21 protein-coding genes are annotated in these 23,989 nt (G+C 71.3%); 9 read left to right on the top strand and 12 right to left on the bottom strand.

Features of this window, described 5'->3' with window-relative positions; genetic code table 11:
* Window positions 1-26: 26 nt before the first annotated feature.
* Window positions 27-647: a heme-copper oxidase subunit III gene (locus tag ACIGO8_RS31590; protein WP_399737802.1), complete on the bottom strand. Its 621-nt coding sequence runs from the start codon at window positions 645-647 to the stop codon at window positions 27-29.
* A 188-nt stretch (window positions 648-835) separates the two neighbouring features.
* Between ACIGO8_RS31590 and ACIGO8_RS31585 the strand changes: the two genes are divergently transcribed.
* Window positions 836-1,237 (top strand): hypothetical protein, encoded by a 402-nt coding sequence (locus ACIGO8_RS31585; protein ID WP_399737800.1) that lies wholly within the window; start codon window positions 836-838, stop codon window positions 1,235-1,237.
* Window positions 1,238-1,414: 177 nt separating this feature from the next.
* On the opposite strand, the gene ACIGO8_RS31580 is transcribed toward ACIGO8_RS31585, so the two are convergent.
* The 4 genes from ACIGO8_RS31580 to coxB all read right to left on the bottom strand — a co-directional run bounded on the left by ACIGO8_RS31580 (window position 1,415) and on the right by coxB (window position 5,882).
* Window positions 1,415-2,668, bottom strand: coding sequence for an Ig-like domain-containing protein (locus tag ACIGO8_RS31580; protein ID WP_399737798.1), 1,254 nt, complete (start codon window positions 2,666-2,668; stop codon window positions 1,415-1,417).
* Window positions 2,669-2,788: 120 nt separating this feature from the next.
* Complete coding sequence (locus ACIGO8_RS31575; protein ID WP_376629253.1) at window positions 2,789-3,187, bottom strand: cytochrome c oxidase subunit 4; 399 nt, start codon at window positions 3,185-3,187, stop codon at window positions 2,789-2,791.
* Window positions 3,184-4,920: a cytochrome c oxidase subunit I gene (gene ctaD, locus ACIGO8_RS31570; protein WP_399737795.1), complete on the bottom strand. Its 1,737-nt coding sequence runs from the start codon at window positions 4,918-4,920 to the stop codon at window positions 3,184-3,186. The genes ACIGO8_RS31575 and ctaD overlap by 4 nt, the downstream gene beginning before the upstream one ends.
* Window positions 4,917-5,882, bottom strand: coding sequence for a cytochrome c oxidase subunit II (gene coxB, locus ACIGO8_RS31565; RefSeq protein ID WP_399737794.1), 966 nt, complete (start codon window positions 5,880-5,882; stop codon window positions 4,917-4,919). The genes ctaD and coxB overlap by 4 nt, the downstream gene beginning before the upstream one ends.
* A gap of 290 nt (window positions 5,883-6,172) precedes the next feature.
* Here coxB and ACIGO8_RS31560 point away from each other — a divergent pair, with 290 nt between their 5' ends.
* Window positions 6,173-7,558, top strand: a complete 1,386-nt coding sequence (locus ACIGO8_RS31560; protein WP_399737792.1) for a cysteine desulfurase/sulfurtransferase TusA family protein — start codon at window positions 6,173-6,175, stop codon at window positions 7,556-7,558.
* 90 nt (window positions 7,559-7,648) lie between these two features.
* Here ACIGO8_RS31560 and ACIGO8_RS31555 read toward each other — a convergent pair whose 3' ends face one another.
* Entirely contained in the window at window positions 7,649-8,623 is a 975-nt protein-coding gene (locus tag ACIGO8_RS31555) for a carbohydrate kinase family protein (protein ID WP_399737790.1), read from the bottom strand.
* Window positions 8,624-8,754: 131 nt separating this feature from the next.
* Here ACIGO8_RS31555 and ACIGO8_RS31550 point away from each other — a divergent pair, with 131 nt between their 5' ends.
* Window positions 8,755-8,961 carry a hypothetical protein gene (locus ACIGO8_RS31550; RefSeq protein ID WP_399737788.1) on the top strand — a complete coding sequence of 69 codons (207 nt, stop codon included), beginning with the start codon at window positions 8,755-8,757 and terminating at the stop codon, window positions 8,959-8,961.
* 78 nt (window positions 8,962-9,039) lie between these two features.
* A complete protein-coding gene (locus tag ACIGO8_RS31545) occupies window positions 9,040-10,548 on the top strand; it encodes a hypothetical protein (protein WP_399737786.1) in 1,509 nt (502 codons plus the stop codon).
* Window positions 10,549-10,622: 74 nt separating this feature from the next.
* Here ACIGO8_RS31545 and ACIGO8_RS31540 read toward each other — a convergent pair whose 3' ends face one another.
* The gene (locus ACIGO8_RS31540) at window positions 10,623-10,979 is read right to left on the bottom strand and encodes an iron-sulfur cluster assembly accessory protein (RefSeq protein WP_019885637.1); all 357 of its coding nucleotides are present in this window, start codon (window positions 10,977-10,979) and stop codon (window positions 10,623-10,625) included.
* Window positions 10,980-11,216: 237 nt separating this feature from the next.
* On the opposite strand from ACIGO8_RS31540, the gene nadA reads away from it, so the two are divergent.
* Window positions 11,217-12,404 carry a quinolinate synthase NadA gene (nadA, locus tag ACIGO8_RS31535; RefSeq protein ID WP_399737783.1) on the top strand — a complete coding sequence of 396 codons (1,188 nt, stop codon included), beginning with the start codon at window positions 11,217-11,219 and terminating at the stop codon, window positions 12,402-12,404.
* A gap of 75 nt (window positions 12,405-12,479) precedes the next feature.
* Here the strand turns inward: nadA and ACIGO8_RS31530 are convergent, their stop codons facing one another.
* The 5 genes from ACIGO8_RS31530 to ACIGO8_RS31510 all read right to left on the bottom strand — a co-directional run bounded on the left by ACIGO8_RS31530 (window position 12,480) and on the right by ACIGO8_RS31510 (window position 19,020).
* Window positions 12,480-15,599, bottom strand: coding sequence for an efflux RND transporter permease subunit (locus ACIGO8_RS31530; RefSeq protein WP_399737781.1), 3,120 nt, complete (start codon window positions 15,597-15,599; stop codon window positions 12,480-12,482).
* A gap of 153 nt (window positions 15,600-15,752) precedes the next feature.
* Window positions 15,753-16,457: a response regulator gene (locus ACIGO8_RS31525; RefSeq protein ID WP_399737779.1), complete on the bottom strand. Its 705-nt coding sequence runs from the start codon at window positions 16,455-16,457 to the stop codon at window positions 15,753-15,755.
* Entirely contained in the window at window positions 16,454-17,677 is a 1,224-nt protein-coding gene (locus tag ACIGO8_RS31520) for a sensor histidine kinase (RefSeq protein ID WP_399737777.1), read from the bottom strand. Before ACIGO8_RS31520 ends, ACIGO8_RS31525 begins: the two co-directional genes overlap by 4 nt.
* Before the next feature lie 242 nt (window positions 17,678-17,919).
* Window positions 17,920-18,198 (bottom strand): hypothetical protein, encoded by a 279-nt coding sequence (locus ACIGO8_RS31515; RefSeq protein ID WP_399737775.1) that lies wholly within the window; start codon window positions 18,196-18,198, stop codon window positions 17,920-17,922.
* A gap of 27 nt (window positions 18,199-18,225) precedes the next feature.
* Window positions 18,226-19,020, bottom strand: coding sequence for a PspA/IM30 family protein (locus ACIGO8_RS31510; RefSeq protein ID WP_399737773.1), 795 nt, complete (start codon window positions 19,018-19,020; stop codon window positions 18,226-18,228).
* Between the two features lie 304 nt (window positions 19,021-19,324).
* On the opposite strand from ACIGO8_RS31510, the gene ACIGO8_RS31505 reads away from it, so the two are divergent.
* The 4 genes from ACIGO8_RS31505 to ACIGO8_RS31490 all read left to right on the top strand — a co-directional run bounded on the left by ACIGO8_RS31505 (window position 19,325) and on the right by ACIGO8_RS31490 (window position 23,855).
* Window positions 19,325-19,927: a DUF3043 domain-containing protein gene (locus ACIGO8_RS31505; protein WP_399737771.1), complete on the top strand. Its 603-nt coding sequence runs from the start codon at window positions 19,325-19,327 to the stop codon at window positions 19,925-19,927.
* Between the two features lie 29 nt (window positions 19,928-19,956).
* Window positions 19,957-20,730, top strand: coding sequence for a class I SAM-dependent methyltransferase (locus tag ACIGO8_RS31500; protein WP_399737901.1), 774 nt, complete (start codon window positions 19,957-19,959; stop codon window positions 20,728-20,730).
* Window positions 20,731-20,894: 164 nt separating this feature from the next.
* Window positions 20,895-22,694: an ABC transporter ATP-binding protein gene (locus tag ACIGO8_RS31495; RefSeq protein ID WP_399737769.1), complete on the top strand. Its 1,800-nt coding sequence runs from the start codon at window positions 20,895-20,897 to the stop codon at window positions 22,692-22,694.
* A 114-nt stretch (window positions 22,695-22,808) separates the two neighbouring features.
* Window positions 22,809-23,855 carry a S1C family serine protease gene (locus tag ACIGO8_RS31490; RefSeq protein WP_399737767.1) on the top strand — a complete coding sequence of 349 codons (1,047 nt, stop codon included), beginning with the start codon at window positions 22,809-22,811 and terminating at the stop codon, window positions 23,853-23,855.
* The last annotated feature ends 134 nt before the right edge of the window (window positions 23,856-23,989 follow it).

Raw genomic sequence — 23,989 nt, 5'->3', positions numbered from 1 at the left:
TCGGTCCGCCCGGAAGCGGTGTCCGACTACTTGATCAAGTAGATCGTGGCGAAGAGGCCGATCCAGACGACATCGACGAAGTGCCAGTAGTAGGACACGACGATGGCGGCGGTTGCCTGCTCGTGAGTGAACCTCTTGGCGGCGTACGTCCGGCCCAGGACCAGCAGGAAGGCGATGAGACCGCCCGTCACGTGCAGGCCGTGGAAGCCGGTGGTCAGGTAGAACACCGTGCCGTACGGGTCGGAGGACAGCGAGAGGCCGTCCTTCTTGACCAGCTCGGTGTACTCGAAGACCTGGCCGCCGATGAAGATCGCGCCCATCACGAACGTGATGACGAACCACGTCCGGAGCTTCTTCACGTCACCGCGCTCGGCGGCGAAGACGCCGAGCTGGCAGGTGAGGGAGGAGAGCACCAGGATCGTGGTGTTCGTCGCGGAGAACGGAAGGTTCAAGGCCTCGGCCTTTTCCGCCCAGAACTCCGCGCCCATCACGGATCGCAGGGTGAAGTACATCGCGAAGAGGGCCGCGAAGAACATCAGCTCGGAACTCAGCCAGATGATGGTTCCGACGCTGGTGAGGTTCGGTCGATTGACCGACGGGTGCGCGTGCCCGGTATCTACTGTCGTTACTGTCGCCACGACCGACATTATGTCGGTCGCTTATCCCGCCCTCACTCCGGGGGGTGCCGTTCGGAGTGTCCGGGGCCCGTGTCCAGCCCGAACGGCCCATCCGAGCGGCGTTCCGCCACCCTTCGAACAGGTGTTGAACGGGTGTTGACGGGGTGTGGACCGGAGTAGCATCCGCGCCAACGACCGACCACCTTCACGGAGGAACGATGCAGTCGAGCGCCACGGTCCTGGTCTACAGCGACGACGCGAACACCCGCGCGCAGGTCCGCCTCGCGGCCGGCCGCAGGCCCGCGGCGGACGTTCCCCCGGTCGAGTTCGTGGAGTGCGCGACGTTGCCGGCGGTGCTCGCGGCGCTGGACGAGGGCGGCATCGACGTGTGCGTGCTCGACGGCGAGGCGGTGCCGGCGGGCGGCATGGGCGTGTGCCGGCAGATCAAGGACGAGATCTTCCGCTGCCCGCCGGTGCTGCTGCTCATCGGCCGCCCGCAGGACGCCTGGCTGGCCACCTGGAGCCGCGCGGACGCCGCGGTCACCCTCCCGATCGAGCCGGTGGACTTCGCGGCGTCCCTGGCCTCCTTGCTGCGCTCCCGCCTCTCGCTGCCCTGCTGAACGGGGCTCGGTTCGCCTCCGGGCGCCTTCGGCGGGCGTCGACGGTCGACCGTGCTCGGCCCTCGTACCTCGGGCCTGCGCGCGCTCTCCCTTTCGACGCCCGCGGCGCCCTTCGGCTCACTCGCCCCTGGTCGACCGTCGGCGCACGTCTGAGGCGCCCGGAGGCGAACCGAGCCTCTAGAGAGACGGCCTGAGGCGGGCCTTGGCGTCCTCGGTGGCGGTCGGGTTGGTGCCGTCCGTCACCAGGGCGCTGCCGTGGCGCCACTTGTCCCAGGACAGGTTCCAGTCGCCGAAGCCGTTGCCGAAGGTGTCCATCGTGTCGCCGTAGCTGTTGACGACGCTGACGATGTCGCCCGGGCTGACCGTCTTGAAGAACCAGGCCGCGTTGTCGGTCGACATGCCGACGCAGCCGTGGCTGACGTTGTCGACGCCCTGGGAGCCGACGGACCACGGGGCGGCGTGGACGTACTCGCCGCTCCAGGTGACCCGGGTGGCGTAGTAGACGGGCAGGTCGTACGACTCGGAGCTGCCCTCCGCGATGCCGACGGTGGTGCTGCGCATCCGGACGAAGTACTCCTTGCCGAGGACCACCTTGATGCCGTTTCGGGTGGAGAAGCCCGGTTTTCCGGTGGTCACCGGAATGGTGTTGATCACTTCTCCGTTGCGGCGCACCGTCATGTAGTGGGAGCCGGCGTCCGCGACGGCCTCGATGCGGTCGCCGATGGTCAGCTTGAGCGGCTTGGACGCGCCGCCGTAGAGCTTGTCGCCGACCTTGATGCCGTCCAGGTTGCCGGTGACGGTGATCGCGGCGCCGGCGGGCCAGTACTCCTTCGGGCGGAAGTGCAGTTTCTTGTCGTCCACCCAGTACCAGGAGCCCTGCACCGCGGGCACGGAGCGGACCTTCAGGGCCCGCTCGACGACCGCGCGGGCCGCCTTGTCCTTGACCGGGAGGCTCAGCTCCGCGGTGATCGGCTGCCCGACGCCGTACTTGCCCGCCTCCGGGCCGAAGGTCGCCGTGAGGGCCCGTTTGGCCGGTGCCGTCTCGAACGTGAACGTACGGGCCCCTGGGGCCCCGTCCTCGTCCTCGGTGGACACCCGGACGGTGTAGCGGGCGCCGGCCGCCAGCGCGGCCGTGGAGCGCCATTTACGGCCGTCCGCGGTGAGCTCGCCGGCCAGGTGGTGGCCTGACTCGTCCGTCGCGGTGACGTCGGCGATGCGCGCGTCGTCGTTCTTGGCCGTGATCTCCAGCGGCTTCTCCGGGTCGGCCTTGCCGCCCTCCGGCGCGTTGGTGGTGAGGTCGTCCGCCGCGTCGTAGGGCCTCGCCGACAGCGGATGGTCCCCGGAGCCGGCACACGCCGAGACACCGGCGGTGACGGTGAGGCCCAGAAGAGTGCAGCTGAGAACAGTCCGAATGCGCGGCGTGTCGTTCATGACTTCACGTTAAGAACCATCCTCGCGCGTGGCGCGCCGAGTGTGGCAAACGAGGGGCCCGGCCGCTTCGTCGGAACGAAGTGACCGGGCCCCTCGGGGTGTTACCGGGTACTGCGGGCGCTACTGGTTCTGGTTCTCACCGCGGTAGAACTCGAAGACCCAGCCGAAGATACCGACCAGGATCAGCGGAGCGGAGAAGTACAGCAGCCACCAGCCCATCGCGATGGCGAGGAAGGCGAGCGCGCCACCGATGGCCAGCGAGAGCGGCTGCCAGCTGTGGGGGGCGAAGAAGCCCACCTCGCCGGCCTCGTCCGCGACGTCGGCCTCCTTGTCGTCCTGCGCCATGGCGTCGACCCGCTTGGCCGTGAAGGCCAGGTAGTAGCCGATCATGATGCAGAGACCGAACGCCAGGAACAGCGCCGTCGTACCGACCGGCTCCTTCGACCACACGCCATAGAGCACTGCCATGGCGAGGACGAAGACGCTCAGCCAGATGAACATCTTGCCCTGGATCTTCACTTGCCGGCCTCCTTGCCGCCGCTGAGGGCCGCCACCTCGTGAGGCTTGTTCTCGAGCTGGTCGAGAGCCGCGATCTCAGGGTGGTGCAGGTCGAACGCCGGGGATTCGGAACGGATCCGCGGCAGGGTGAGGAAGTTGTGCCGCGGCGGCGGGCAGGAGGTCGCCCACTCGAGCGAACGGCCGTAGCCCCACGGGTCGTCGACCTCGATCTTCTTGCCGTACTTGGCGGTCTTCCAGATGTTGTAGAAGAACGGCAGGATCGACATGCCGAGCAGGAACGACGAGATCGTCGAGATCGTGTTCAGCGTGGTGAAGCCGTCCGCGTCCAGGTAGTCCGCGTAACGACGCGGCATGCCCTCGGCGCCCAGCCAGTGCTGCACCAGGAACGTGCCGTGGAAGCCCACGAACAGCGTCCAGAAGGTGATCTTGCCGAGGCGCTCGTCCAGCATCTTGCCGGTGAACTTCGGCCACCAGAAGTGGAAGCCGGAGAACATCGCGAAGACGACGGTGCCGAAGACGACGTAGTGGAAGTGCGCGACCACGAAGTACGAGTCGGAGACGTGGAAGTCCATCGGGGGCGAGGCCAGGATGACGCCGGTCAGACCACCGAAGGTGAAGGTGATCAGGAAGCCGACGGCCCAGAGCATCGGGGTCTCGAAGGACAGCGAGCCCTTCCACATCGTTCCGATCCAGTTGAAGAACTTCACGCCGGTCGGTACGGCGATGAGGAACGTCATGAAGGAGAAGAACGGCAGGAGCACACCACCGGTGACGTACATGTGGTGGGCCCACACGGTCACGGACAGACCGGCGATCGCGATGGTCGCGGCCACCAGACCGATGTAGCCGAACATCGGCTTGCGGCTGAAGACCGGGATGACCTCGGAGATGATGCCGAAGAACGGCAGGGCGATGATGTACACCTCTGGGTGTCCGAAGAACCAGAAGAGGTGTTGCCACAGCAGGGCGCCGCCGTTGGCGGCGTCGAAGACGTGGGCACCGAACTTGCGGTCCGCCTCCAGGGCGAACAGCGCGGCCGCCAGGACCGGGAAGGCGAGCAGGACCAGGACACCGGTCAGCAGCACGTTCCAGGTGAAGATCGGCATACGGAACATCGTCATGCCCGGAGCGCGCATGCAGATGATCGTGGTGATGAAGTTGACCGAACCGAGGATCGTGCCGAAGCCGGAGAAGGCCAGACCCATGATCCACATGTCGGCGCCGACACCCGGCGAGCGGACCGCGTCCGACAGCGGGGAGTAGGCGAACCAGCCGAAGTCGGCGGCACCCTGCGGGGTGAGGAAGCCGGCCACCGCGATGATCGAGCCGAACAGGTACAGCCAGTAGGCGAACATGTTCAGCCGCGGGAACGCCACGTCGGGCGCGCCGATCTGCAGCGGCATGATCCAGTTCGCGAAACCGGCGAACAGCGGCGTCGCGAACATCAGCAGCATGATCGTGCCGTGCATCGTGAACGCCTGGTTGAACTGCTCGTTCGACATGATCTGCGTACCCGGACGGGCCAGCTCGGCGCGCATGAAGAGCGCCATGAGGCCACCGATGCAGAAGAAGGCGAACGACGTGACCAGGTACATCGTGCCGATGGTCTTGTGGTCGGTGGTCGTCAGCCACTTCACCACGACGTTGCCGGGCTGCTTGCGGCGTACCGGGAGCTCGTTCTCGTACGAGTCCTCAGCCGCGGCCGCCCCGTGGGGTTCGTTGAGAATGCTCACAGCTTGTTGTTCTCCGCATTCCTGGCCGGGTCCGTCTGCTCAATGCCCGACGGGATGTAGCCGGTCTGCCCCTTCGCCGCCAGCTCCTTCAGGTGCGCCTGGTAGCGCTCCGGGGAGACCACCTTGACGTTGAAGAGCATCCGGGAGTGGTCGACACCGCACAGCTCGGCGCACTTGCCGAGGAACGTGCCTTCCTGCGTCGGGGTGACCTCGAAGGAGTTGGTCTTGCCCGGGATGACGTCCTGCTTCATCAGGAAGGGGACCACCCAGAAGGAGTGGATGACGTCGCGGGAGGTCAGGACGAACCGGACCTTCTCGCCCTTGGGCAGCCAGAGCGTCGGGCCCGGGTTGCCGGTCTGCGGGTTCCGGGTGCCGGGGATACCGGCGTCGTAGACACCGCCGGCGTTCGCCGGGAAGTCGTTCTTGAACTTGTCCGGAATCGCCGCGAGGTTCTCATCCGTCTTGGCGTCGCCCGTCACACCGGACACGTTCTCGACGTAGTTGAAGCCCCAGCTCCACTGGTAGCCGACCACGTTGACCGTGTGGGCCGGCTTCGGGGAGAGCTCGAGGAGCTTGGACTCGTCGCGCGCGGTGAAGTAGAAGAGCACCGAGACGATGATGAGCGGAGTGACCGTGTACAGCGCCTCGATGGGCATGTTGTACCGGGTCTGCGGAGGAACCTCGACCTTGGTGCGGCTACGCCGGTGGAAGATGGTGGCCCACAGGATCAGGCCCCACACCAGGACGCCGGTGGCGAGCGCAGCCGCCCACGAGCCCTGCCAGAGGGAGAGGATCCGCGGAGCCTCTTCCGTCACCGGGGTGGGCATGCCAAGGCGGGGGAAGTCTTCCCAGTTGTACGAGCAGCCGGTGGCTGTCGCCAGGATCAGGCCCGCAGTCAGCACCTGCGGCAGCTTCCGCCGCATCGGGCGCCGCGACGAGCGGTCGGAGCCGTTGGGACTCACGTAGCGCCTTCCCGAGAGTCTCGGCCCGCAGTGGTCGGCCACGGCCGTCCGTCTCGCTGGTCGGTCGCCGCCCCGGCCGCGGGCAGGGGTTTGGATGTTTATGCGGACCAAACCCTACTGGACGCTATTTGGGGTCGCGCGGGGAGGGTGCCCAACGCGCCGTCCGAGCCCCCGAAGGGGTGGACTCCTTCCTTCCGGGGGTGGCGCGCGGAGGGCCGATCGGCGGTGCGCGCGGGGCTTCTGACGAGGCCTTAGCCGGGTGTCCGGACGGGCGGGGATAGCGTGGGCGGATGCCGTACTTCGACGCCGCGTCCGCGGCCCCGCTGCATCCCGTCGCCCGTCAGGCGCTGCTCGCCGCCCTGGACGAGGGCTGGGCCGACCCGGCCCGGCTGTACCGGGAGGGCCGGCGGGCCCGGCTGCTGCTCGACGCGGCGCGGGAGGCGGCGGCGGAGGCCGTGGGCTGCCGCCCGGACGAGCTGGTGTTCACTCCTTCGGGGACCCGCGCGGTTCACGCGGGAGTGGCCGGGGCGCTCGCGGGGCGCCGGCGGGTCGGCGGCCTGCTCGTGGTGTCGGCGGTCGAACACTCCTCCGTGCTGCACGCCGGCCAGACGCACGCGGCCGGGGGCGGCGAGGTGGCCGAGGTGCCGGTGGGCCGGTCCGGTGCGGTGGACCCGGAGGTCTACGCGGCGGCGCTCGACTCCCGTACCGCGCTCGCCTGTCTGCAGTCGGCCAACCACGAGGTCGGCACGGAGCAGCCGGTCGCCGAGGTGGCGGAGGCCTGCCGGGAGGCGGGCGTGCCGCTGCTGGTGGACGCGGCGCAGTCGCTGGGCTGGGGCCCGGTGCCGGCGGGCTGGTCGCTGCTCGCGGCGAGCGCGCACAAGTGGGGCGGCCCGGCGGGCGTGGGGCTGCTCGCGGTGCGCAAGGGTGTCCGGTTCGCCCCGCAAGGTCCGGCGGACGAGCGGGAGTCGGGGCGGGCGCCGGGCTTCGAGAACCTGCCGGCGATCGTGGCGGCGGCGGCCTCGCTGCGGGCGGTACGGGCGGAGGCGGCGGCCGAGGCGGCGCGGCTGCGGGACCTGGTGGACCGGATCCGGGCGCGGGTGCCGGAGCTGGTGCCGGACGTGGAGGTGGTGGGCGATCCGGTGCGGCGGCTGCCGCATGTCGTCACCTTCTCCTGTCTCTATGTCGACGGAGAGACGCTGCTGCACGAGCTGGACCGGGAGGGTTTCTCCGTTTCGTCCGGTTCGTCGTGTACGAGTTCGACGCTGACGCCCAGCCATGTGCTGCGCGCGATGGGCGTCCTGAGCGAGGGGAACGTCCGGGTGTCGCTGCCGGCCGGCACGACGGAGGAGGAGGTGGACGGCTTCCTGGCGGTGCTGCCGGGGCTCGTCGCGTCCGTACGCGACCGGCTCGGCGCCCCGCGGCCGGCGACGGTGTCCGCCGGCCCCGCGGACGCCCTGCTGGTCGACGCGCTCGGCAAGCGCTGCCCGATCCCGGTGATCGAGCTGGCCAAGGTGATCGGCGACGTGCCGGTGGGCGGCACGGTCACCGTCCTGTCGGACGACGAGGCGGCGCGGCTGGACATCCCGGCGTGGTGCGAGATGCGGGGCCAGGAGTACGTCGGCGCCCAGCCCTCCTCCCACGGCGGCACGGCCTACACCGTCCGCCGTCTCACCTGACCGCGCCGGTGGCCGCCTGCGCCCCGCCGTCGCGGGACGCGGGCGCCGGGCCGTGTCCGGCCGGGCCGGACACGGCGCGGTCGCTCGGGGTCAGGACAGGTGGGCCTGGACCTCGGCGGCGGCGGTGTCGCCGTAGGCCTTGGTGAAGCGCTCCATGAAGTTCGTGCGGCGCAGCGTGTACTCCTGCGTGCCGAGCGTCTCGATCACCAGCGTCGCCAGCATGCAGCCGACCTGCGCCGCGCGCTCCAGGCCCACGCCCCAGGACAGTCCGGTCAGGAAGCCCGCGCGGAAGGCGTCGCCGACGCCCGTCGGGTCGACCTTCGCGTCCTCCTCCGGGCAGCCGACCTCGATCGGGTCCTCGCCGACCCGCTCGATGCGGACGCCGCGCGAGCCGAGCGTGGTGACCCGGTGGCCGACCCGGCCGAGGATCTCCTCGTCGGTCCAGCCGGTCTTCGACTCGATGAGGCCCTTCTCGTACTCGTTGGAGAAGAGGTAGGTGGCGCCGTCGAGCAGCGTGCGGATCTCCTGGCCGTCCATCCGCGCGATCTGCTGCGAGAAGTCGGCCGCGAACGGGATGGCGCGGGCCCGGCACTCCTCGGTGTGGCGCAGCATCGCCTCCGGGTCGTCGGCGCCGATGAGGACCAGGTCGAGGCCGCCCACGCGGTCGGCGACGGCCTTGAGCTCGATCAGCCGGGCCTCGCTCATGGCGCCGGTGTAGAAGGAGCCGATCTGGTTGTGGTCCTTGTCCGTGGTGCACACGAAGCGGGCGGTGTGCAGCACCTCGGAGATGCGCACGGAGGCGGTGTCGACGCCGTGCCGGTCGAGCCAGGCCCGGTACTCGTCGAAGTCGTAGCCGGCCGCGCCCACGAGGATCGGGTTGCCGCCGAGCTGGCCCATGCCGAAGCAGATGTTCGGGCCGACGCCGCCCCGCCGGATGTCGAGGTTGTCGACCAGGAACGACAGCGAGACCGTGTGGAGCTGGTCCGCCACGAGCTGGTCGGCGAACCGGCCCGGGAAGGTCATGAGGTGGTCGGTGGCGATGGAGCCGGTGACTGCGATGCGCACGGCTGGGCTCTCCTGCGGGAGGGACGGCAATGACAGTTCACGCTACCGGCTGGGCGCCGGGAAGCCGAACAGCGGAAACTACCCCAGAGTAGGGCTTTTCCCCGGCGGGCGGGCGTGCGTACGGTGCCGCCATGACCGAGTACCCCGCTCCTCGTGAGCCTCAGGAGTCCGAGTTCAGTCTCGCCGAGCTGTGCGGGGACGGTGCGCGGATGGCCCCGCACTGGGTGACGCCGTCCGCTCCCGAGACCGTTCCGGTCTCCCCCGCCCTGATCCACGGGGTCGACGTGCCGGCCGCCTCGGCCCGGCTGATCGCCGCCACCTCGGAGTACGGGGCCTAGGGACCCACCGGACCCGGCACCCCGGAACCGTCCGCGCGTTGCTTCCGTCACAGGGATGTCCTTCGGAAGGAGCGTGTGGTGAGCAGTACGGAGACGGAGAACCGGCCGCGGCCGAGGAGGCGCGGCCCGCTTCTCGTCGCCTCGGTGGCGGCGGGAGTCCTCCTCGCGGGCGGCGGAGGCGTCTACTACGCCGCCACGGCCTCCGGCGAGGGAGGCGCGGCGGCACCCGACGCGTCCTCGGTACGGGACGCGTCGCAGAAGTCCGGCGGAGGTCCGGCGATCGCGCCGGGCGAGCCCGACCCGGGCGGCGGTCCCGGCATCGCGCCCGGCGAGCCCGACCCGGGCGGCGGCGGTGACGGCACCGTCTACAAAGCCAAGGGCCCCCTCCCCCAAGGGCCCTCCTCGGCCGCGGTCCACCGGCCCGAGGGCCGGGTCACCTCGGCGGAGGTGACCCGGCTGGCACAGGCGCTGGGTCTGACGGGCACGCCGCGGCTGGTCGGCGACGTGTGGCGGCTGACGCCGGAGAAGGACACCGACGGGCTGCGGCTCGACGTCTCGGCGAAGGCGCCCGGCAATTGGACGCTCAGCCGTCACGACGGCGGCCCGGTCGGCGACAGCTGTCTGAAGGGCAGGGCCTGCCCGCCGCCGGGTGAGGCCAAGCCTCCGACGGCCGGCGGTTCGCCGGTGAGCGAGGCCGCGGCGAAGGCGGCGGTGGCGCCGGTGCTCAAGGCGATCGGCCAGGACGACGCGAAGCTGGACGCGAGCCAGCTGATGAACGGCTCGACGCGGGTGGTCAACGCCGACCCGGTGGTGGACGGCCTGCCCACGTACGGCTGGTCGACCGGCCTCCACGTCGGCCCGGACGGCTCGCTGGTGGCCGGGAGCGGCCGCCTGAAGGAGCCGGCGAAGGACGGCGCGGAGCCGGTGATCGGCGCGGAGAAGGCGCTGGCCGACCTGAACGAGACGGCACGGCGCACCGGCACGATCGGCGGCTGCGCGACGGACCCGCCGGCGGGCACGGCGGACCGGCCGGCCGGGAAGCCCACGAGCGGCCCGGCGGACCGCCACACGGCGCCCTGCCGGGCCGGCGGCACCGACGACGGCGCCGGGACCCAGGCGTCGCCGCACGTGGTGACGGTGACGGGCGCGGTGTTCGGTCTTGCCGCGCAGTACGTGGACGGTGAGCAGGTGCTCGTACCGGCGTGGCTGTTCCAGGCGCAGGAGAAGCCCGGCGCCCGGCCGTACACGGTGGTGCGCTCGGCGCTGGCCTCGGACCGGCCGTCGCCGGCGCCGTCGCCGGGCGAGGCGGGGCCCGCGCGGCAGATCTCCGGTTACGCGGCGGACGCGAGCGGCCGGAAGCTGTCGGTGACCTTCTGGGGCGGCGTGTGCAGCACGTACACGGTCACGGCCCAGGAGAGCGCGCGGCAGGTGGTGGTGCGGATCGCGGAGAAGCCGACCGACCCGGGCAAGGCGTGCATCGCGATCGCCGTGGAGGTCACGAAGACGGTGACGCTGCAGCAGCCGCTGGACGGGCGCCAGGTCGTGGACGCGGCGAGCGGGCAGGCGGTGCCGGCACGCGGGAAGTGACACGCGGGAAGTGAGCGGACGCGTGTGAGGGCGGCACCCGGGCCACCGGGTGCCGCCCTCACACGTGACGAGGCTTAGCTGAAGCTGTCGCCGCAGGCGCAGGAGCCGGTGGCGTTCGGGTTGTCGATCGTGAAGCCCTGCTTCTCGATGGTGTCGACGAAGTCGATCGAGGCGCCGCCCAGGTAGGGAGCGCTCATGCGGTCGGTCACGACCTTGACGCCACCGAAGTCCTTGACGACGTCGCCGTCGAGCGAGCGCTCGTCGAAGAACAGCTGGTAGCGCAGGCCGGAGCAGCCACCGGGCTGAACGGCGACGCGCAGCGCCAGGTCGTCACGGCCTTCCTGGTCGAGGAGGGCCTTGACCTTCGCCGCGGCGGCGTCGGACAGGAGGATGCCGTCGCTGACAGTGGTCTTCTCGTCCGATACGGACATCTGCTTCTCTCCCGGGTTGGTACGGAGACTGCTTGCCGACGGTTGCAACCGGCGGGGCCGCGGATTCATTCCGGGCCGAGGCGTGTCTTTCCCTTTCATGCTCGCACACCCTGTCCAGCGACGCGGAGAGCGAATTCGTCACATCGACACTATGGCCATCGTCAAAGTGACGTGAACCGGTTATGATAGATAGCGTCATTTAGACGAAAAGGTTTTACGAGGCTCACTGTAGAAAGGGTGCGTGACGTGACCACCGCCCAGCCCCTGGACGTCCAGCCGACGCCGCTCGCCCTTCTCCTGCTCGGCCGCGAGGCCGACCCCAAGAGCGAGCGCGGCGTGGAGTGCCCCGGCGACCTTCCGTCGCCCTCCGACCCGGACCTGGTGGCGCGTGCCCGCGCCGCCAAGGAGAAGCTCGGGGACAAGGTCTTCGTCCTCGGGCACCACTACCAGCGCGACGAGGTCATCCAGTTCGCGGATGTCACCGGCGACTCCTTCAAGCTCGCGCGGGACGCCGCGGCCAGGCCGGAGGCCGAGTACATCGTCTTCTGCGGTGTGCACTTCATGGCCGAGTCGGCGGACATCCTGACCGGCGACGACCAGAAGGTGGTCCTGCCCGACCTCGCCGCCGGCTGCTCGATGGCCGACATGGCCACCGCCGAGCAGGTCGCGGAGTGCTGGGACGTGCTGACCGAGGCCGGCATAGCCGAGCAGGTCGTGCCCGTCTCGTACATGAACTCCTCGGCCGACATCAAGGCCTTCACCGGCAAGCACGGCGGCACGATCTGCACCTCGTCGAACGCCAAGCGGGCCCTGGACTGGGCCTTCGAGCAGGGCGAGAAGGTGCTGTTCCTGCCCGACCAGCACCTGGGCCGCAACACCGCCGTCCGCGACATGGGCATGTCCCTGGACGACTGCGTGGTCTACAACCCGCACAAGCCGAACGGCGGTCTGACCGCCGAGGAGCTGCGCGCCGCGAAGATGATCCTGTGGCGGGGCCACTGCTCGGTGCACGGCCGCTTCTCGCTGGACTCGGTCAACGACGTGCGCGAGCGGATCCCGGGCGTGAACGTGCTGGTGCACCCCGAGTGCAAGCACGAGGTCGTGGCCGCGGCGGACTACGTGGGCTCGACGGAGTACATCATCAAGGCCCTGGAGGCGGCCCCGGCCGGCTCGAAGTGGGCGATCGGCACCGAGCTGAACCTGGTCCGCCGCCTGGCGAACCGATTCGCCGCCGAGGACAAGGAGATCGTCTTCCTCGACAAGACGGTCTGCTTCTGCTCCACCATGAACCGCATCGACCTGCCGCACCTGGTGTGGACCCTGGAATCCCTCGCCGAGGGCAACCTGGTCAACCAGATCCAGGTCGACAAGGAGACCGAGTCCTTCGCGAAGCTCGCGCTGGAGCGGATGCTGGCCCTGCCGTAACGCTTGAGACGTACGTACGCCCGAGGGGCGCCCCGCTCGTTCGCGGGGCGCCCCTCGGTCATACCGGCCGGCGGCTCAGACCGTGGCCGTTTCCTTCGGCTGCGGAGGGACCGGCGTGTCGCCGGACTTCGCCGCGCGCCGGGCCGCCTTCTTCGCGGCGCGACGCTCCTTGCGGAGCTCGACCATCGCGTAGAGCGTCGGGACGAGCAGCAGGGTCAGCAGCGTCGAGGTGATCAGACCGCCGATCACGACCACGGCCAGCGGCTTGGCGATGAAGCCGCCCTCGCCGGTGACGCCGAGCGCCATCGGGAGCAGGGCGAAGATCGTCGCCAGGGCCGTCATCAGGATCGGGCGCAGGCGGTGCCGGCCGCCCTCGATCACGGCCTCCACGACACCCAGGCCCTGGGCCCGGTACTGGTTGATCAGGTCGATCAGCACGATCGCGTTGGTGACGACGATGCCGATCAGCATCAGCATGCCGATCATCGCCGGGACGCCCATCGCCGTACCCGTCGCGACCAGCAGACCGATCGCGCCGGTCGCCGCGAACGGGATGGACACCAGCAGGATCAGCGGCTGGACCAGCGACCGGAAGGTCGCCACCAGGAGCATGAAGACGATCGCCACGGCGGCGAGCATCGCGAGCGCCATGCTGCTCGCGGCCTCGGCCTGGTCCTCGGAGACGCCGCCGACGGACGCGGTGGCGCCGGCCGGCAGGTCGAGCCCGTTCAGCTTGGTCTGCAGCGCCGCGCTGACCGCGCCGGTGTTGTCCGTGGTCGGCTTCGCCGTGATCGTCGCCGCGCGGGCGCCGTCGATCCGGGTCATGGAGACCGGGCCGGGCACGAGCTCGACGTCCGCGACGTCACCCAGCTTCACCGGGCCGAGCGGCAGCGCCTTCAGCTCGGCCAGCGTGGTGGCCGGCTTCGCCGAGGTGATCAGGACGTCCCGCTCGGTGTCGTCGAGCGTCGCCTTGCCGGCCGGGGTGCCGCGTACGGCCTGGGAGACGATCATGCCGAGCGTCGTGTCGTCGAAGCCCGCGTCGGCGGCCTTCCCGTTCGCCTTCACCGAGATCCGCGGCACCGACTGCGACAGGTCGCTCTGGACGTCCGTGACGTCCTTCAGCTCGGCGACCGCGTTCTTGACCTGCTCGGACGCCTGCTTGAGGACCGCCGGATCGCCGGCCTTGACGACCACGCTGAGGTCCTGGTTCCCGAAGCCGTCGCCGGCCGCGATCGTGGTGTCGCCGATGCCGTCCAGCCTGCCGAGCGCCGCGTCGATCGCGTCGCGGGTCTTCTCGTACGAGGCGGAGTCCTCCAGGGTCACCTGGAAGCTGGCCTGGTTGGAGCCGGTGCCGCCGCCGAAGGCCGCCATGAAGCCGGAGGAGCCGACGGTGACCTGGTAGTCCTTGACGCCCTCGGCGTCGGCGAGGACCTTCTCGACCTTCTTCGCGGCCTCGTCGGTCGCGGCCAGGCTGGTGCCGGGCGCCAGCTTCTGCTTCACCGTCAGGACCTGCTGCTCGCCCTGGTCGAAGAAGTTGGTCTTGAGCAGCGGCGCCATGCCGAAGGTGACGACCAGGACGACGAGCGCGATGGCCAGGCTGGTGAGACGGCGACGGGTCGCGAACCGGAGCACCGGCACGTACGCGCGCTGCAGCCGGCTCCTGTTCTCCTTCTCCTCGGCCGCCCTGCGGGCCTCCTCCGGGTCCTGCGAGGTGCCCTTCGGGGCGCGCAGGAACCAGTACGACAGGACCGGGACGACCGTGAGCGACACCAGCAGCGAGGCGAGCAGCGCGGCCGTGACGGTCAGGCTGAAGGAGCCGAACAGCTCGCCGATCATGCCGCCGACCAGGCCGATCGGCAGGAAGACGGCGACCGTGGTGAGCGTGGAGGAGGTGACCGCGCCGGCCACCTCCTTCACCGCGGTGATGATCGCGGCCTGGCGCTCCTCGCCGTAGCCGAGGTGCCGCTTGATGTTCTCCAGGACCACGATCGAGTCGTCGACGACCCGGCCGATGGCGATGGTGAGCGCGCCGAGGGTCAGCACGTTGAGCGAGAGGTCACGGGTCCACAGCACGATCAGCGCGAGGACCACCGACAGCGGGATGGAGACCGCGGTGACGAGGGTGGAGCGCAGCGAGGCGAGGAAGACCAGGATGACGAGGACGGCCATGACGAGGCCGAGCGCGCCTTCGGTGGTGAGGCCGGAGATCGACTTGGCGACGGCCGGGCCCTGGTCGGAGACCACGGTCAGCCGGGCGCCCGCGCCGAGGTCCTCGCGCAGCCCGGGCAGCTTCTCCTTGACGGCGTCGGAGATGGCGACGGCGCTGCCGTCCTTGTCCATGGTGGCCATGACGGCGAGGCTGGGCCTGCCGTCGGTGCGGGTGATGGACACCCGCCGGGACTCCTCCTGCTTCACCTCGGCGACGTCGCCGAGGCGGACCGCCTTGCCCTGCTCGGGCTTGATCCGCAGGTCCTGGATCTGCTTCAGGGAGGTGTAGCCGCCGCCGACCTGGACGGTGCGGCTCTTGCCGGCCTCGGAGAAGGAACCGGCGGGCATGGTGCCGCCGCCGTTCCTGATCGCCTCGGCGAGCTTCATGCCCGTCAGGCCGGCCGCGGCCAGCTTGCGGTCGTCGGGAGTGACGGAGACCTGGAGGTCCTGGACGCCGTCGACGGTCACCTGGGCGACGCCGTCGATGTCCTCCAGGACCGGGACGACGGTCCGCTCCAGCTGGTCGGCGAGGGCCTGCTGGTCCTTGTCGGAGGTGACGGCGAGCACGACGGTCGGGATGTCGTCGGTGGAGCCGGCCACCACCTGCGGGTCGACCGTGTCGGGCAGCGTGGCCCGGGCGCGGTTGACGGCCTGCTGGACGTCGGCGACGAGCTGCTTGGTCCCCTCGTCCCCGTAGTCGAAGGACGCCATGACGACGGCGCTGCCCTCGGAGGCGGTGGACGTGATGCCCTTGATGCCGTCGACGGCCTTGAGGTTGTTCTCCAGCGGCTGGACGACCTGCTTCTCGACCACGTCGGGCGAGGCGCCCTGGTACGGGGCGATGATCGAGACCATCGGGAGCTCGATCGAGGGGAACAGCTGCTGCTTCAACTGCGGGACGGCGATCGCTCCGAAGAGGAGCGCGACCAGGGACATCAGCCCTATCAGGGCCCGTTGCGCGAGGCTGAATCGGGACAGCCAGGACATGGGGACTCTCTTCTGTGGCGTACTCGGCAGGCGTCCGGGCACCGCGAGAGGTGCCCCAACTACACGATCAGCCATGGGAACGGCCGGATCCTCGGCCCCCGGGCCCAAATCCCTACGCCGCGCATACCGCGTCTGGAGTAGCCGCGTCCCGGGTCAGTCCACCCTTGGACGGACCAGCCCCGACTCGTACGCCGTGACGACCAGTTGGGCCCGGTCGCGGGCGCCCAGCTTGGCCATGGTCCGGTTGACATGGGTCTTGACGGTGAGCGGGCTGACGTCGAGCCGCTCGGCGATCTCGTCGTTGGAGTGGCCGCCGGCCACCAGGACCAGGACCTCGCGCTCGCGGGCGGTCAGCGCCGAGAGCCGTTCCGTGTACGCGGGTGCCGCCTCCCGCGCCGGGTCGGCGCCGCCGCCCTGGGCGAGGAACGTCGCGATCAGGCCCTTGGTGGCCACCGGCGACAGCAGCGCCTCGCCGGCGTTCGCGATCCGGATGGCGCCGAGCAGCTCCTCCGGCTCGGCGCCCTTGCCGAGGAAGCCGGACGCCCCGGCGCGCAGCGACTGCACCACGTACTCGTCGACCTCGAACGTGGTGAGCATGACGATCCGTACGGCGGACAGTTCGGGATCGGCGGTGATCATGCGGGTCGCGGCGAGGCCGTCCGTGCCGGGCATGCGGATGTCCATGAGGACCACGTCGGCCCGGGTGGCGCGGGCCTGCGCCACCGCCTCGGCCCCGTCGGCGGCCTCGGCGACGACCTCCATGTCGGGCTCGGAGTTCACCAGGACCTTGAAGGCGCTGCGCAGCAGGGCCTGGTCGTCGGCGAGCAGCACCCTGATGGGCCGGTTGTCCTCGGTCATGCGTCCTCCCCCGTGCGGCCGGTCACGGGCAGTATCGCCTGCACGCGGAAGCCGCCGCCGTAGCGGGGTGCGGCGGTGAGCGTGCCGCCGAGGGCGGTGACCCGTTCGCGCATCCCGACCAGGCCGTGGCCGCCGGAGCCGGCGGGCGCCTGGGACGGCGGGCCGTCGTCGAGGACGGTGACCTCGACCGTGCGGCCCACCCGCAGCACGCTCACCTCCGCCTTGGCGTCCGGCCCGGCGTGCTTGCGCACGTTGGTCAGCGCCTCCTGGACGATCCGGTACGCGGCGAGGTCGACGGCGGCCGGCAGGGCGGTGCCGCCGTCGGTGCGGGTCAGTTCGACGGGCAGTCCGGCGTTGCGGAAGGTGACGAGCAGGTCCTCCAGGACGGCGAGGCCCGAGACCGGCTCGGTCGGCGCCTCCGGGTCGCCCGACTGCCGGAGCAGCCCGACCGTGGCGCGCAGCTCCTCCAGGGCGGAGCGGGAGGCGGTGCGGACGTGGGCGAGGGCCTCCTTGGCCTGGTCGGGGCGCTTGTCCATGACGTGGGCGGCGACGCCGGCCTGCACGTTGACCAGCGCGATGTGGTGGGCGACGACGTCGTGCAGGTCGCGGGCGATCCGCAGCCGCTCCTCGGCGACCCGGCGTCCGGCCTCCTCCTCGCGGGTGCGTTCGGCGCGCTCGGCCCGCTCCCGGATGGCGTCCACGAACGCCCGGCGGCTGCGCACCGCGTCCCCGGCGGCCGCGGCCATCCCGGTCCAGGCGAAGACGCCCAGGTTCTCCTGCGCGTACCAGGGCGTTGGCCCGAAGACCATCGCGGCGCAGGTCAGGGCGGCGATGGTGGCGAGTCCGAGGCGCCAGGTGGTGGGCCGGTCGGTGCGGGAGGCGACGGTGAACAGGGCCACGACGGCGCTCATCGTGACCGGGGCCGGCCGGTCGTCGCCGATCAGCTCGATCAGCGAGACGCCGGTGGTCACGGCGAGCACCGGGACGGGACGCAGGCGCCGGAACACCAGGGCCGCCGCCCCGCACAGCATGAGCACCACGCCGGAGGTGCTGGGCACCCGGTCGCCGAAGGTGGGTCCGTCGGGGCTGCCGTGCGGGTCGGTGAAGGACCCGGTGACCATGCACACCAGCACGACGAGCGCGAGCCCGGCGTCGAAGGCGAGCGGATGCGCCCGCAGCCGGTCCCGGGTCCGCGCGAACAGGGTGCCGTTGGTCGTCACGGGGCAACGGTACGGGCTGGGCCGCGCGCGGTGGGCAGGTGCGGCGGCAGCCGCACGGCCGGGCGCCGGAGGGCGGGCGCCGGGGGCTTCTCGGACGCGGGTCAGATGCCGCGGGCCCGGGCGGGCGCGTGGGGCGCCGCGGGCCCGGCGGGAGTGCGCGGGCGCGGCTCCGGGCCCGGGACACGGCCGCGCCCCGGCTCCGGGCGGAGGCGGGGCGCGGTCGAAGGAGGGCGGCGGACGGGTCAGCCGGGGATGAGACCGTCGTCGGAGAGCATGGCGCGGACCTCGTCGAGGGTGGCGTCAGGAGCGGGCAGGATCAGCTCGGAGGGCTCGAGCGCGTCGTCGGGCAACGGCTCGCCGAGCTCCCGGACCTTGTCGAGCAGGGCGTGCAGAGTGCGGCGGAAGCCGGACTCGTCGCCGCCCTCCATCTCCTCAAGGAGCTCGTCGTCGAGCTTGTTCAGCTCGGCGAAGTGACTGTCGGCCAGCACCAGCTGGCCCTCCCCCATGATCCGTACGATCATGACGTCCGCCTGTTCTTGGCCGAAGTGCTACTTCTCAAAACGCGGGTGGGACTGCTGCTGGGACTGGTCCTGGGCCGTGCCGGAGCCGCCCTCGAGGGCCTGCTGCTGCGCGGACGGGCCACCGGCCAGCTCCGCCTTCATCCGCTGGAGCTCCAGCTCCACGTCCGTGCCGCCGGACAGCCGGTCGAGCTCGGCCTGGATGTCGTCCTTCGCCAGACCCGACTGGTCGTCGAGCGCGCCCGAGGCGAGCAGCTCGTCGATCGCGCCGGCCCGCGCCTGGAGCTGGGCGGTCTTGTCCTCGGCCCGCTGGATCGCCAGACCGACGTCGCTCATCTCCTCCGAGATGCCGGAGAACGACTCGGCGATCCGGGTCTGCGCCTGGGCCGCCGTGTAGGTCGCCTTGATCGTCTCCTTCTTGGTGCGGAAGGCGTCGACCTTGGCCTGGAGCCGCTGCGCCGCGAGGGTGAGCTTCTCCTCCTCGCCCTGCAGCGTCTGGTGCTGCACCTCCAGGTCGCTCACCTGCTGCTGGAGCGCGGCCCGCCGGGACAGCGCCTCGCGGGCCAGGTCCTCACGGCCGAGCGCCAGCGCCTTGCGGCCCTGGTCCTCCAGCTTGGCGGACTGGCCCTGGAGCTGGTTCAGCTGCAGCTCCAGGCGCTTGCGGGAGGTCGCCACGTCGGCGACACCGCGGCGCACCTTCTGCAGCAGCTCCAACTGCTTCTGGTAGGAGTAATCGAGGGTCTCGCGCGGATCCTCGGCCCGGTCGAGGGCCTTGTTTGCCTTCGCGCGGAAGATCATCCCCATACGCTTCATGACACCGCTCATGGGCTTCGCGCGCCCCCTTCTGACGGACTCGGCTGCAGCACTCCAACATGAACCACAGTACGGTTCATGACTCCATTACCGCACTGTTCGGGACCCGATGTGCTCCTCCCCAAGGACGAGTGGGGAGCACGGACCCTCAGGCCCAGGGAGTAGGGAACCCCCGGGCCGTACCGGCGGAGACGCGCACCGCTCCGCCGGGGCTCCACCGATCCCGGAGATTTTTCAAGATCTTTTCGAAGGATCGCTATCGGATCGTTCCCGCCCGCGCTGATGTCCACACCCGGCAGCACGTACCCTTGGCGTTGTGTTCCGTAGCCGTTCGAAGGATGAGAAGGCCCCCACCGAGCAGGTGACGGCGGACCTCTCCAAGCAGACCCGCGACCCCGAGGCCCCCAAGGGCCGCCCGACTCCGAAGCGGAGCGAGGCGCAGTCGCAGCGTCGGCGCGCCCAGACCGCTCCGGTGGACCGCAAGGAGGCGATGAAGCGCCAGCGCGAAGCCCGGCGGGCGGACCTGGCCCGCCAGCGCGAGGCGCTGAACAGCGGGGACGACCGCTATCTGCCGGCCCGTGACAAGGGCCCGGTGCGGCGCTTCGTCCGCGACTTCGTCGACTCGCGGTTCGCGGTCGCCGAGTTCTTCCTGCCGATGGCCGTGGTCATCCTGGTGCTGTCGCTCTTCGGCAACACCAACCGCCAGCTGCAGAACATCTCGCTGCTGCTGTGGGCCGGCGTCATCGCCATGATCGTCGTCGACTCGATCGGCATCTGGATCCGGCTGCGCAAGCAGCTGGCCACGCGCTTCCCGAACGAGTCGAAGCGCGGCGCCATCGCGTACGGCCTGATGCGCACGCTCCAGATGCGCCGGCTGCGGCTGCCCAAGCCGCAGGTCAAGCGCGGAGAGCGGCCCTGAGCGCGGACGCCTCCGGTACGGGTGGGGCACTGCCCGTCGTCGGCCACTGGCCCGTCGTTCCCGGCGGGCTGCGTGACACCGTCCGCCAGGAGCTGACCGCGCGGCAGCTCGACGAGCAGATAGCCGCGCGCTACCCCGTGGGGCAGCGCCTTCGCATCCTCGACGCGGGCATGGGTCAGGGCACCCAGGCCCTGCGACTGGCCCGGGCCGGGCACACCGTGACCGGCCTGGAGGCCGATCCCGACCTGCTCAAGGCCGCCCGCGACTCGCTGGCGACCGAACCGGCCGGCATCCGCGAGCGGGTCCGGCTGATCCACGGCGACGGACGTGAGACCGGGGTGCACTTCCTGCCCGGCAGCTTCGACGTCGTCCTGTGCCACGGCGTGCTCATGTACGCCGACGAGCCCGACGCGCTGCTCGCGGGTCTGGCCCGGATGCTGGCGCCCGGTGGCCTGCTCTCCCTGGTGGTACGGAACGCGGAGGCCCTCGCCATGCGGCCCGGCCTCGACGGGGACTGGGCGGGCGCGCTGGCCGCCTTCGACTCGGACGTCTACGCGGACGGCGCCGGCACGAAGGTGCGCGCCGACCGGCTGGACGCGCTGACCTCGACCCTCGCCGGCATCGCGGCGCCGCTGCACGCCTGGTACGGCGTGCGGGTCTTCACCGACGGCCTCCCGCCCGAGCAGGGCCTGCCGGCCGCGGACGAGCTGGAGCGCCTGCTGGCCGCGGAGGACCGGGCGGGCCGCACCGACCCGTACCGCCGGATCGCGGGCCTGCTGCACCTGTGCGGCGTACGGGGCTGACGCACCCGCCTGCGGCCGCGCGGGGCCGGGCCTGCGGGCCGACGGCGCCGCGCGGGGCCGGGCCGACGGCGCCGCGCGGGGCCGGGCCAACGGGCCGGCAATGCCCCGCGGCACGTGTGCGCCCGCCCGGCAGGTGATCGCGGGCGTTTCGCGTCCTGATGGGTGTGACCACGAGCGAATCCACTCCTTCGATACCGGCCCGCCAGGTCTGGCGGTCCCTCTACTCCCACTTCCGCCCGCACCGCGCCGCCGTCGCGCTCGGCGCGCTGCTCGCGCTGATCGGCGCGGCGAGCGGGCTCGCCCAGCCGCTCGCCGCGAAGGCGCTGGTGGACCGGCTCGGCCATGACGAGCCGATCGCCGCCGTCCTGCTGGCCCTGACCGCCCTGGTCGTCTTCGGGACGGCGGTCGAGGCGCTCGGCTCGTACGTCCTGGAACGCACCGCCGAGTCGGTGGTGCTGGCCGCGCGGCGCTCGCTGATCGGACGGTTGCTGCGACTGCGCCTGCCCGAGGTCGAGAAGACCCAGCCGGGCGACCTGATGTCCCGGATCACCTCCGACACCACACTCCTGCGCGCGGTCACGACCCAGTCCGTGGTGTCGGCCGCGACCGGCGGGCTCTCCTTCGTGGCGACGCTCGTCCTGATGGGCTTCATGGACCCGGTCCTCCTCGGCGTGACGCTCGGCGTGATCGTGCTGATCGGCGGCGCGGTGGCGCTGCTCATGCCGCGGATCGCGGCGGCGACCCGGCGTTCGCAGGAGGCGGTCGGCGAGATGTCCACGGTCCTGGAGCGGGCCTTCGGGGCGTTCCGGACGATCAAGGCGTCGGGCGCCGAGGCGCGGGAGACGGCCGTGGTGGACGAGGCGGCGCGGCAGGCGTGGCGGCACGGCGTGAAGTCGGCGAAGTGGCAGTCGCTCGCCGGCTCCTCGATCGGCCTCGCGGTGCAGGTGTCGTTCCTGGCGGTGCTGGGCATCGGCGGCGCGCGGGTGGCGTCCGGGGCGACCACGATCTCCTCGCTGATCGCGTTCCTGCTGTTCCTGTTCTATCTGATCGAGCCGGTGTCGAAGCTGGTGGAGGCGGCGACGCAGTTCCAGGTGGGCTCGGCGGCGGTGTCGCGGATCCTGGAGGCGGAGGCGCTGGAGGTGGAGGCGCTGGAGGCGGAGGCGCTGGAGGTGGAGTCGCTGGAGGCGGGGGCCCAGCGGGAGACCGAGGCGGCCGCGGCCGGCGGCCCCGCCACGGTCGTCTTCGACGACGTCTCCTTCCGCTACCGCGACGACCTGCCGCCCGTCCACCGCGGTGTCTCCTTCGAGGTCCCGGGCCGGGGCATGACGGCCTTCGTGGGCCCGTCCGGCGCGGGCAAGACCACCGTCTTCGGGCTGATCGAGCGCTTCTACGAGACGACCGGCGGCCGGGTCCTGGTCGACGGCCGTGACGTACGGGACTGGCCGCTGGCCGAACTGCGGGCCTCCATCGGTTACGTGGAGCAGGACGCGCCCGTCCTGTCCGGCACCCTGCGCGAGAACCTGACCTTCGCCGCGCCCGACGCCACCGACGAGGAGATCCGGCGGGTGCTCGTACGGGCCCGGCTCGACGCCCTCGTCGCACGCCTCCCGGACGGCCTGGAGACCGTCGTCGGCCACCGTGGCTCGAAGCTTTCGGGCGGTGAACGGCAGCGCGTCGCCATCGCCCGCGCCCTGCTCCGCTCCCCGCGGCTGCTGCTGCTCGACGAGGCGACCTCGCAGCTCGACGCGGTGAACGAGCTGGCACTGCGGGACGTGGTGGCGGAGGTCGCCCGGGAGACGACCGTGCTCGTCGTCGCGCACCGGCTGTCGACGGTCACGCTCGCCGACCGGATCGTCGTCATGGAGGCGGGCCGGGTCCGGGCGGTGGGGACGCACGCGGAGCTGGTGGCGAAGGACGAGCTGTACGGGGAGCTGGCGGCGACGCAGTTCCTGGCGACGGCCTGAGGCGACCCGCGCCCGGCCTCCGCCGGCTCCGCCCGCCTCCGCCGGTTTGCGTCCACCCCCTGATCGGGCGCCTCCACCAGGGCGTGGCGGGCGGGCGGCACGGAGACTGCGGACATGAGACGTCTGCTGCTGCCCCTCACCGCCGGACTCTGCGCCGTCGCCCTGGCCGGCGGCTGCGCCTCGAGCTCCGCGCCGCCGCCCGAACGCTCCACCCAGGCGGCGGCGCCGCTCGCCCGCGCGAACGAGCTGCAGGACGACTACCGGACCGTGATCAGGAACGTCCTGCCGTCGGTCGTCCAGATCGACGCGTCGCAGAGCCTCGGCTCCGGCGTGGTCTACGACAGCAAGGGTCACATCGTCACCAACGCACACGTCGTCGGCCAGGAGAAGACCTTCAAGGTCACCTCGGCCACGGGCGGCCAGCCCGTCACGGCGCGACTCGTCTCCACCTATCCCGAGCAGGACCTCGCGGTGATCCGCCTGGACAACGCGCCGCAGGGCCTGCGGGCGGCGCGGTTCGGCGACTCCTCGAAGGTCGACATGGGGCAGATCGTCCTCGCCATGGGCTCACCGCTCGGCCTGTCCGGCAGCGTCACCCAGGGCATCGTCTCGGCCACCGGCCGCACGGTCAGCGAGGGCCGGCAGGGCGGCGGGACGGGCGCGACCATCGGCAACATGGTGCAGACCTCCGCCGCGATCAATCCCGGCAACAGCGGGGGCGCGCTGGTGAACCTCGACGGCGAGGTCATCGGCATCCCGACGCTGGCGGCGTCGGACCCGGAGCTGGGCGGCGGCTCGGCGCCGGGGATCGGCTTCGCGATCCCCGCGTCGATGGTGCGGACGATCGCCGACCAGATCATCCGGACCGGCAAGGTGACGGACTCGGGGCGGGCCGCGCTCAACATCACGGGCCGCACGGTCGTCGACGACGCGTACGAGCCGGCGGGCGTGGCGGTGGTCTCGGCGCCGCCGGACGGTGCGGCGGGCAAGGCGGGCCTGAAGGCGGGCGACATCATCACCCGCCTCGGCGACGACCCGATCACGACGATCACGTCGCTGGCGGAGTCGCTGGCGTCGCGGAAGCCGGGCGAGCGGGTGGTGGTGCGCTTCACCCGCGCGACCCGCGCCCAAGAGACGACGGTCACCCTCGGCGAAATGTAACCCTCGCCCCGTGCGGGCTGCGCCTGCTTGCGCGGCTGTCCCCGGTCCACCTCCGTGTGGGCATTCGTCCCGCTGGGGCGGGACGGGTGGGCACACGGGACGGCGCCCTTGCGGGCGCGTTCCGCACCTGCGCC

Origin of the sequence: Streptomyces sp. NPDC053493, from assembly GCF_044544825.1 — a bacterium.
In the GTDB taxonomy this organism is placed as follows: domain Bacteria; phylum Actinomycetota; class Actinomycetes; order Streptomycetales; family Streptomycetaceae; genus Streptomyces.
The sequence above is the reverse complement of the archived record's forward strand: the minus strand, read 5'-3'. Positions and strand labels throughout refer to the sequence as shown.

Excerpts from the sequence above, each read along its gene's own strand:
- ACIGO8_RS31590 (WP_399737802.1), bottom strand. The coding sequence starts at position 647 with ATGTCGGTCGTGGCGACAGTAACGACAGTAGATACCGGGCACGCGCAC.
- ACIGO8_RS31490 (WP_399737767.1), top strand. The coding sequence starts at position 22,809 with ATGAGACGTCTGCTGCTGCCCCTCACCGCCGGACTCTGCGCCGTCGCC.
- ACIGO8_RS31560 (WP_399737792.1), top strand. The coding sequence starts at position 6,173 with ATGCCGTACTTCGACGCCGCGTCCGCGGCCCCGCTGCATCCCGTCGCC.
- ACIGO8_RS31515 (WP_399737775.1), bottom strand. The coding sequence starts at position 18,198 with ATGATCGTACGGATCATGGGGGAGGGCCAGCTGGTGCTGGCCGACAGT.
- ACIGO8_RS31580 (WP_399737798.1), bottom strand. The coding sequence starts at position 2,668 with ATGAACGACACGCCGCGCATTCGGACTGTTCTCAGCTGCACTCTTCTG.
- ACIGO8_RS31550 (WP_399737788.1), top strand. The coding sequence starts at position 8,755 with ATGACCGAGTACCCCGCTCCTCGTGAGCCTCAGGAGTCCGAGTTCAGT.
- ACIGO8_RS31585 (WP_399737800.1), top strand. The coding sequence starts at position 836 with ATGCAGTCGAGCGCCACGGTCCTGGTCTACAGCGACGACGCGAACACC.
- ACIGO8_RS31525 (WP_399737779.1), bottom strand. The coding sequence starts at position 16,457 with ATGACCGAGGACAACCGGCCCATCAGGGTGCTGCTCGCCGACGACCAG.
- ACIGO8_RS31540 (WP_019885637.1), bottom strand. The coding sequence starts at position 10,979 with ATGTCCGTATCGGACGAGAAGACCACTGTCAGCGACGGCATCCTCCTG.
- ACIGO8_RS31510 (WP_399737773.1), bottom strand. The coding sequence starts at position 19,020 with ATGAGCGGTGTCATGAAGCGTATGGGGATGATCTTCCGCGCGAAGGCA.
- ACIGO8_RS31530 (WP_399737781.1), bottom strand. The coding sequence starts at position 15,599 with ATGTCCTGGCTGTCCCGATTCAGCCTCGCGCAACGGGCCCTGATAGGG.